Source organism: Winogradskyella sp., assembly GCF_013213975.1.
Taxonomy (GTDB): Bacteria; Bacteroidota; Bacteroidia; order Flavobacteriales; family Flavobacteriaceae; genus Winogradskyella.
This window is the reverse complement of record NZ_JABSST010000096.1, coordinates 1-9,550: the sequence shown is the minus strand read 5'-3', so window position 1 is coordinate 9,550 and position 9,550 is coordinate 1. Positions and strand designations below refer to the sequence as shown.

Here is a 9,550-nt window from a genome sequence, read left to right as displayed (position 1 = left end):
AGGCACTCTAATGTCCATTTCAATCAGTAATACTGACTTATTAGAAAACGAAATTGAGGTGGCAATATTGGTACTTGTATGCGATTTTCCTTCTTGAGCCTTAGTGGAAGTAACGAATAGTTTTTTTGCTCGTCCATCAATTGACTTTAGCATAAAATCAATATTTGAGCGAACAATCCTAAATGCTTCTGCCTTTGGAGAATAATCTGATTTTTTAACTAATTTCACTTTTTTAGACGATTTTGGGATATCTCCAACGTATGGCGCATTAATAATACTTATTAAATCGTCTTTTTGGTATAATTTTGAATCTAATAAATCAATTACATAAATTAACCCAATAGGTATCAATAAACCAAGAATTGTAACACCTAAATAGGTAATCGTTTTATTTGGTGCAACAGGTCTGTATGAGGAAAATGCAGAATCCACGATTTTTGCATTAGCTGTGTACATACCAAGTCGTATAGCAGACTCTTCACGTTTTTCGAGTAAGTATAGATAAAGAGATTCTTTAATATCTTGTTGGCGTTGTATTCCTCTTAATTTTTTTGCTTTCGATGGTGCGACATAAAGTTGACCACTTATTCTATTACTCTCACTGTGTAAGTTATCAAAAGTGAGCTCTGAAGTCCGCTTCATACTACCTAATGAACACTTTAAATTACTTTTAAGAGCATTAATTTGGTTGTTTAATTGAACAACAACAGGGTTTTTTTCAGTTCCTGTTTTGAGTAGTCTATCTCTTTGAGCAACCAATTCGTTATGACGCTGAATGACTTGAGATGTGTTTGAATCACCAATCCCAATATTAGCAGGTAACATATCACTAATTTTATTTTCGTCATCAAGTTCCTCTTGCAGATAAGAGATCATCTGTATATCTGTTGCTGTAGAAGAAATTTGTTGTTCTAATTGTTTTTTAGCTTGCAAATTAAGGTTAGTTTGCGAGCCTAAGTCAGATAGATTATTTTGTTGCTGAATTTGTTCTGCATTAGACTCCACTTGACCCAATTCAGCTTGCACTTGCTCCAATCGCCTATTAATAAACTCAGAAGTTATTCTTACAACTTCTTCCTTATCTCTTAGAACATCATTATTGTATTCCATAATAAGCTGATTAAGGAAATCTACTGCCTTTTGGGCAACAGTTTCATTAAGTGAAAGTTCAATAACACTGGAGCCTTTTTGTGTGGTTGCATTAATACTCGCCTGGTAATAGCTAACTAAACTAGAAACTTTTGTTATAGAGATTTTAATATTCCCATCAATAGTTGGGGCATGTTTATCAACATTTGGTACTAGAACAAAACCACCATAATCTGTATCTATCTTATCCCCGAAAGCGTAAATCGTACCTTCATTATCATTCCTATCAATTATAGATTTACCGTCATCTTTAAAAAGGATATATTCAGTTGGAGATTTAACTTTAATATAAATATCTGTACTAAGGTTATTGATAATAGAATCACTTTCGAAGAAACTTATACTAACAGGAGGATTTGAGTATTTTTCTTGTTCCTTTATTTTACCCTGTTCAAATACACGGATATTTAACTTTAATGTTTTAATGATATTAGCCATTAAAGTTCTCGATTTAATGATCTGGATTTCATCTTTCATTTTATCAGACCCTCCAGAAAACAACCCGCCGTTACCTAGTTCTTCAATGCTTGGCAATTTTGCAGCTTCTTTTTCTTCTTGAATTTGAATTGTAGCTGAAGCTCTAAATTCATAAGTAGCATATCGTAAATAGGTAAATCCTAATGCTAAAGCGATAACTAAACACAGCAGTAACCATTTCCATTGCGAAAGGTATAGTTCAGCTGCTTGTCTAATTTCATTTGAATTTGATGCTGATTTGGAATCCATAAACTTGGTTTAAGAAATGTTAATTATTAACTAAGAATACGGCAAGAATGGTTGTTAATGTTCCAATTGCCGAAATTAAAACAGCATTATTTTGATTGAAAGAAGAAGCCCTAACCCTCGCATTATTAGGTTCAACATAAATAACATCATTTTGCTGTAGGTAATACACAGGGGAATTAACAGTATTAATAGAAGTTAAATCTATTTTGGCAAATTTTTTCTTACCATCAACTTCTCTAATAAGAAGAACATTTTTACGCTCACCGTATATAGTAAGATCGCTTGCTAAACCTAATGCTTCAATTACAGTAATTCTTTCATCTTGAACTGTAAATGTACCTGGATTTTGTACCTCGCCTAATATTGTAAAAGTGAAGTTTGCTAATCGAACATTAACTATTGGGTCTTTAGCATATTCTGCTATTTTTTGAGTAAGCATGTCTGTTAATTCTGTTCTTGTGAGACCAACCACTTTTAAAGTACCTAAAACTGGAAATTCAATATTTCCATCATAATCAATTAAATAAGTTTGCTGTTGCAGACCACCTTGTGCCGAAGTAATATCCGCCAAATTTCCACCAGAAACAAGAGTTAGATTGAATGGTTTGACAGTTTCAGGGTCTAGCGCCGAAACATTAATAGTCAATATATCGTCTGGTTTATATACTAACTGCTTTGGCTGTGCAGAAATAACATCACCAATAGGCTCATCTTGGAAATAAACTAAGTTTTTTTTGGATCCACATGAAGTTAACATTATTAATGCAAGTACTGGGATAAATAGGTTGCGAATTTTCATTTTGTTTAGGTTGAGTTTATAGTTTGGTTTACTTTTTAGTATCCAATACCTCATAAGTAGAGTTGTTGGATATATATTCAGGGATTAGATTCTTAATAAGTGACACAATTTCAAGTGGTTGTGTTAAGGTTTTAATACCCGTTAATTTATTTATTTGATTTTCTGTTTTTTTAATGTCGACATGTCTTGACTTAGCAATCATTATTTTCTCATGATAAGTTTTCTTAGTATTCTCACCATCTGCTAATAACTCCTCATAGATTTTTTCACCAGGTCTTAAACCTGTAATTTTTATGTTAATATCCTCAGGATATCTTAAACCTGAAAGGATTATCATATTTTTTGCTAGGTTAAATATCTTAATTGGTTCTCCCATGTCAAAAACAAATATTTCACCACCATTACCCATAGCTGCCGCTTCTAGTACTAGTTGGCATGCCTCAGGTATCGTCATAAAATATCTAGTTATTTCGCGATGAGTAACAGTTAATGGACCACCTTTTTCAATTTGCTTTTTAAATAGAGGTATAACTGATCCGTTAGAGCCTAAAACATTACCAAAACGTGTAGTTATGAATTTTGTATTGCCTTTTCCTTTCTGACAGCTTACATAAAGTTCAGCAATACGTTTGGTTGCGCCCATTACATTGGTTGGATTGACCGCTTTATCGGTAGAGATTAGTACAAATTTATCTACACTGTGTTTAACCGCTATATCTACAACATTTTTAGTACCACCAATATTAACGCTAACTGCTTCAAAAGGATTATTTTCCATTAAAGGCACGTGTTTGTATGCGGCAGCATGAAATACAATTTTTGGTTTGTATAGATTAAAAATCTGGTCGATACGAGATTTATTTCTAACATCAGCAATTATAGCATCGATGTTAGATAACCCTTGTTGCCTGAATTCTTGTTGAATATCATACAATGCAGATTCTGCATTATCTACAAGAATTAACTTTTTATAATTGTAGAGGCTAACTTTTCTACAAATCTCACTCCCAATAGAGCCTGCAGCACCCGTTATTAAAATAACTTTATTGTCATACTGTTCTATCAAGTCAGGATTCCTAATGCTAATAGGTTCTCTACCTAATAGATCTTCAATCTTAACCTCTTTAATCTGACCAACACTAAGATCTCCATCAATCCAACTTTGAACAGGCGGTACGATTTTAACCTTGAGTCCTAATGAGAATAGATTGCTTGTTATTTGCAATAGTCGCGTTGGATCAATATTTTGTATTGATATAATAACATCTTCAATATTATTTTTCTTAATATATTGAGCGTCAATAGTATCAATACTGTAAACGTTAATTAAGTTTATTTTCTTACCAATCTTTCTTTCATCATCATCTATAAATCCAACAACTTCTAGTCCACTTTTGGTATCGTTTTGAATTGCATCATAAGTGAGCATCCCAGAATTTCCAGCACCAAAAATCAGAACCTTTGATATTGTTTTGAAGTCTTGTGTAATTTGATTATACAACGATTTTATAAATAATTTGGCTCCAATTAAGAATAGAATATTCAGTAAGAGGTGAATGTAAATAATAGATCCTGAAATATTAAATATGGTGTCTTCACCTAAAAATTTTCTACTTAAAAATGTGCAACATATAAGAATAGTGGCCAGAATATTAGCTCCAATTATTACATTGACAATGTCTTTAAACCCTGTGAATCGAACTACACCTTTATAAGAGCCAACAGCTATAAGGCTTATGGAAGCAACAAGAGCAACATATGGTAATTGCCTTAATAGATTGATTAAATCAAATTCAAATTGAAAATTATATCTTATTAAATATGCTAGAAAAAACGTAGCTATAATGATACTTACATCAAATAATAGAACCAACCATTTTGAGGCATATTGTTGTGATATCCTATTTAAAAATTTAACTAACATACTGCAAAATACATATTTATGGCAGAAATAACTCTATCCAATTGTTTATTGGTAAGATTAGAGCCACTTGGTAAACATAACCCTCTATCAAACAAATCATCAGAAACTCCATTTAAATAGTGTGGAGATTTTCTGAATATTGGTTGTTGGTGCATTGGTTTCCATAATGGGCGCGATTCAATATTTTCGGCTTCTAATGCAAGTCTTAAACCTTCTCTTGTTTCTTTTGAGTCAACAAGAATTGTAGTAAGCCATCGATTAGAAAAATGATCTTTAGGTTCATCTAAAAAAGCAATATTATCAATATGTTGGAGACCTATTTTGTATTGGTCGTGGTTTGCCCTGCGTTTTGCAACATGGCTGTCTAATATAGTCATTTGACCACGTCCAATTCCAGCAACAATATTGGACATCCTATAATTATATCCAATTTGACTATGTTGATAATGTGGAGCACTATCCCTGGCTTGGGTAGCTAGGAATACAGCTTTTTGTTTTTCACTTTCAGTGTTCGTGACAATTGCTCCACCGCCTGAAGTTGTTATAATTTTATTTCCATTAAAAGATAAAATAGCATAATCTCCGAATGTTCCACAATTTTGTCCTTTATAATGACTCCCTAGGGATTCTGCACTATCTTCAACAACAGGGATATGGTATTTTTTAGCGATTGAATGAATCTCATCTGCTTTATAAGGCATTCCATATAAATGAACAGGAATAATTGCTTTCACTGATTTTCCTTTAGCAAGTCTGTCTTGTAGTGCCATTTCTAATTGAACAGGACACATATTCCAGGTGTCTTCTTCACTATCTACAAATACAGGTGTAGCTCCTTGATAAACTATTGGGTTGGCAGTTGCTGAAAATGTTTTGCTTTGACAAATAACCTCATCACCACTAGTAACTCCTAATAAAATTAAACTTAAGTGTAAAGCGGAAGTGCCAGAGGCTAAGGCCGCTACATATTTATTTTGTTTAAGATAATGCTGTAAATCACTTTCAAAACCACTAACGTTTGGTCCTAGGGGGGCAACCCAGTTAGTCTCGAAAGCTTCCTTTATGTAAGTCTGTTCTTCACCGCTCATGTGCGGTGAGGATAACCATATTTTGGGTTTCATAAGCAAAAATTGTTAAGTAATAATTACATTACTATCTCAATTTCATGTCTTAGAGGGATTTGGGACACGATTTAAAATCGGATTAAATATGCGTCATTTATGTGAGACATCCCAAATAAACACGATAAAAGGTAAATATTTACGTTGTTGAATTCTTTTAAAAATATCAAAAAAGTTCAATCCTAAAAAAGGATGTCATCTTTAAAATTTATTAAAAATTCTATCTTTTTTATTATAGGAAAAATCTATATGTTGAGCTACTTTCAAGAGATAGATACAAAGAAAAATGTTTATGAATTTCTGAATTTCAATTATTTTATTTCAAAACAAGAATTAATTGAACTTACTCATAGTCATTTTCAAAAATATTAATAAAAAGGAAAGAGTAGAGAACGTCAGTAGTTAATAAAAAGTAGTAACGGCAAATTAAGTGTTATTGCTGATGGTAGATCTAAACCTAAAAGCGCTAACTTACGAGTATTTATTATACTAGAGGTGTTTGATATTATAGTCATTTCATAGGCGATAGGGAACAAAAAACCGTATCAGGATAATTATCTTGCTATAGAAAGTAAAATTCCAAATTGCGAGTAGTATTACAGTGCAGCTAATCTAAAGAAAGATTTTATGGCACCAAACCGTTTACAATGGAATACTATCGGAATCAAACTAATGTAAGAATTTCCACTTTGACACTTTGAAATTCATAAGCTTAGATCATAGGCCAAATGCTTTATTCTATAAGCTACAAGAATTAAATATTCTCTAATTTATTTTTTTCCTGTACCAGTAAAAATTGGCATGTCATCAGTTTCCGAATAATAGACATCTTTTCTGTTTAATACCTTGTCCACGGTTTTAGCTATAATTCTCAAGTCGAACAAAAAAGTCTGATGATCTACATAGTACACATCATATTCAAATTTTTGTTCCCAACTAATGGTGTTTCTTCCATTGACTTGGGCCCATCCAGAGATTCCTGGTAGGACATCATGTCTTCTGTTTTGTTCTTCTGTATACAGAGGTAAGTATTTTGGTAATAATGGTCTTGGACCAACTAAGCTCATGTCTCCTTTAAGGATATTAAATAACTGAGGTATTTCATCAAGAGAAAATCTACGACATATATCACCTACTTTGGTTATTCTTTGCGCAGCAGGTAAAAGATTTCCGTCTTTATCCGTTTTATCTGTCATGGTTTTAAACTTTATTATCGTAAAAAGTTTGCCATGTTTTCCGGTTCTAGTCTGATAAAAGAATGGTTTGCCATTATTGTAGATAGCTAAAATTACGATTAGTGTAATCAGCAATGGGGAAACAATAATAATTCCAGTTAATGAGGCTAGAATATCTGCCAAACGTTTTATAAAATTTGGGTAAAGTTTCATGAGTTAAAGTATTTTATGCTTTCAAACCTGTTAGAGTTAGTTTAGGGCTTTGTTTATTATTTTAATTAAATCATTATTAATTATGTCAACGTCAAAACGTTCTTCTGCATATTTTCTACTGTTAATACCCATTTCTTTTATTTTTTCTGGATTTGTAATAAAATACTCCATAGCATTAACAAGTGAATTTAGGTTTTGTGGTTCTATAAGCAAGCCATTAATACCTTCTTTTACAGATTCTCTACATCCAACAGAATCTGTTGTAATAATTGGACTACCCGATGCACAGGCTTCTAATGAAGTTCTTGGTAAGCCCTCTCTATAATAACTCGGTAAGACAAAAACATCAGTGTTGTGAAAATGTTCATCCTTAATTAATTTCTTACCATGATAAATTATAATTCCAGCGTCATGTGCTTCATTAAGCTCATCTAAACTGATTGCAGTCGGTGATGTCTCTGGAGCGCCAACGAGATGAAATTCTGACTTTGGATATTTTGCCTTTAAAATCTTAGCAGCTTGCATGTATAAAGCCACACCTTTTTCTTTAATTAATCTAGCAATGAAAAGGAAGCTTACTTTATCTGTTGCAATCTTTTCCTTAAATGAAAATTGATCTAAATTAATTCCAGATCCACTAACAAAGTCAACCTTTTGCTTGTTAGAAATAACCTTTCTATCCAATAATAACTGGTAATCATCTTTGTTTTGAAAAACGATGCACTTATTCTTTCTGATGGACAATTTATATAAGGTTTCATTAAATCGCTGAAGCAGTTTTGCTTTAGTTGACGCGCCTGTAAACGTATACCCTAAACCAGTTATTAAGGAAACTACTGGGACATTGCAACTGTTTGCAGCCATTGAGCCGTATATAACTGGCTTGACAGTATAAGAGAATACTAAATCAATTTTATGTTCATTAATAATTGATTTAAGTTCTTGGATGGATTTATAATCCTTAATTGGATTTAATCCAGTACGTTGCAAGTTGAACTGAATAGGGGTTGCTCCTAATTCCTTGATCTGAGCACTATTAGTTTCCGTAAAACTGGGTGCCGCCCCAAAAACTTCGAATCCCTGATCCACTAGGCTTTTAATAAAATCTCCTCTAAACCTAATTAGAGACCCATCAAATGAGGCAACAAGTAAAATTCTCTTTTTATCCATTATTTATTAGCGTTTTGAAGGAAATTAAATTTGTACCATTTCTGAAAACAATAGTATGACCATACTCTAAATGTGCTATCTTTTTTACTATCGAGATGGTCTTGAACAAGTTTTGTAATATATTCAACATTAAAGATACCTTGTTTCTCAAGCATTTTTGGCTCAATGTAACTCTCAAGTTCTTTTCTTAAACTTTGCCTTAACCAATCTCCGGTTGGGCTACCAAAACCACTCTTGCCTTTTTCTAAAAATTCGTCAGGAAATTGATCTCTAAAAGCTTCTTTTAAAATATGCTTTTTATTCCAACCTTTCATTAAATAATCCTCTGGTAATGTATTGGTAAATTCCCAAATATCTCGATTTAAAAAAGGTGCTCTACATTCTAGTGATGTCATCATACTCGTTCTATCTACTTTGGTAAGCATTCCACCTTCGAGACTAAGAATCTTATCCACTAGTCTAAAATCAGTTAAAGATTCAATTTTTTGCTTACCAAGCACCTCTTTATACTCTTGAAAAATATTATCATCTAAATATTCTGGTTTAATAATTTCTTTTACTAAACTTTTTGTGTTCGCGAGAGAAATAATGTCCCAATAGAATTCGCCATTATAATCAATAGCATTAAGTAACTTATTAATTTTAAATTTTTTTCCTCGACTGTCGTCCTTGTTAATTAAGTACTTATTACTCAATTTATTTAAGACTTTATGCATACCCTGAGGCACTAGACTTGTATACCTCTTATTCATTTTACCTACATAATACTTAGTGTAACCACCAAAAACTTCATCACCACCATCACCTGTTAGTGCAACGGTTACATGTTCTCTCGTTTTTTCTGAAAGTAGGTGAGTAGGCAGGGCTGCTGTATCTGAAAATGGTTCGTCAAAATTGACTAGTATATCATGAATATTATTTTTAAGATCATCCTCATCAATAATAAATTCATGGTGATTACTGTTTATCATTTTAGCGACAACTCTAGACTTATCAGTTTCATCATAGGATGCTTTTTTAAATCCAATTGAAAATGTATCAATTTTTTTGTCAGTTGTTTGGGATAGGCACAATGAAATAATTGATGAATCGACCCCTCCAGATAAAAATGTACCTAAGCCAACATCTGCGATGGACCTACTATCAACACTATTATAAACTAATTCCTTTGTTTTTGCTTTAGCAGCATCAAACGAGATGTCTATTACCTTAGGCTTTGGTTCAGAATTAATTTTATGAATATCAGTTTGATGAGATGTTAAGTCATATTCTA

The 9,550-nt window shown here is 32.4% G+C and carries 7 protein-coding genes; all 7 read right to left on the bottom strand.

What is annotated here, in order from left to right; all coding sequences use genetic code 11:
* A partial coding sequence (locus HRU49_RS12905; protein ID WP_296357818.1) for a Wzz/FepE/Etk N-terminal domain-containing protein occupies window positions 1-1,875 on the bottom strand: 1,875 nt, incomplete at its 3' end.
* 19 nt (window positions 1,876-1,894) lie between these two features.
* Window positions 1,895-2,674 carry a polysaccharide biosynthesis/export family protein gene (locus tag HRU49_RS12900; RefSeq protein WP_296357816.1) on the bottom strand — a complete coding sequence of 260 codons (780 nt, stop codon included), beginning with the start codon at window positions 2,672-2,674 and terminating at the stop codon, window positions 1,895-1,897.
* Window positions 2,675-2,702: 28 nt separating this feature from the next.
* The gene (locus HRU49_RS12895; protein WP_296357814.1) at window positions 2,703-4,598 is read right to left on the bottom strand and encodes a nucleoside-diphosphate sugar epimerase/dehydratase; all 1,896 of its coding nucleotides are present in this window, start codon (window positions 4,596-4,598) and stop codon (window positions 2,703-2,705) included.
* Entirely contained in the window at window positions 4,592-5,719 is a 1,128-nt protein-coding gene (locus HRU49_RS12890) for a DegT/DnrJ/EryC1/StrS family aminotransferase (protein WP_296357812.1), read from the bottom strand. The genes HRU49_RS12895 and HRU49_RS12890 overlap by 7 nt, the downstream gene beginning before the upstream one ends.
* 770 nt (window positions 5,720-6,489) lie before the next feature.
* Complete coding sequence (locus HRU49_RS12885; RefSeq protein WP_296357811.1) at window positions 6,490-7,107, bottom strand: sugar transferase; 618 nt, start codon at window positions 7,105-7,107, stop codon at window positions 6,490-6,492.
* 36 nt (window positions 7,108-7,143) lie between these two features.
* Window positions 7,144-8,277 (bottom strand): glycosyltransferase family 4 protein, encoded by a 1,134-nt coding sequence (locus tag HRU49_RS12880; protein WP_296357809.1) that lies wholly within the window; start codon window positions 8,275-8,277, stop codon window positions 7,144-7,146.
* Window positions 8,277-9,550: asparagine synthase C-terminal domain-containing protein (locus HRU49_RS12875; protein ID WP_296357807.1), on the bottom strand; the 1,274-nt coding region annotated here is incomplete at its 5' end. The genes HRU49_RS12875 and HRU49_RS12880, both read right to left, overlap by 1 nt.

What these genes read in the sequence shown, in the direction of transcription:
- HRU49_RS12890 (WP_296357812.1), bottom strand. Translation starts at nt 5,719, where the DNA reads ATGAAACCCAAAATATGGTTATCCTCACCGCACATGAGCGGTGAAGAA.
- HRU49_RS12880 (WP_296357809.1), bottom strand. Translation starts at nt 8,277, where the DNA reads ATGGATAAAAAGAGAATTTTACTTGTTGCCTCATTTGATGGGTCTCTA.
- HRU49_RS12895 (WP_296357814.1), bottom strand. Translation starts at nt 4,598, where the DNA reads ATGTTAGTTAAATTTTTAAATAGGATATCACAACAATATGCCTCAAAA.
- HRU49_RS12900 (WP_296357816.1), bottom strand. Translation starts at nt 2,674, where the DNA reads ATGAAAATTCGCAACCTATTTATCCCAGTACTTGCATTAATAATGTTA.
- HRU49_RS12885 (WP_296357811.1), bottom strand. Translation starts at nt 7,107, where the DNA reads ATGAAACTTTACCCAAATTTTATAAAACGTTTGGCAGATATTCTAGCC.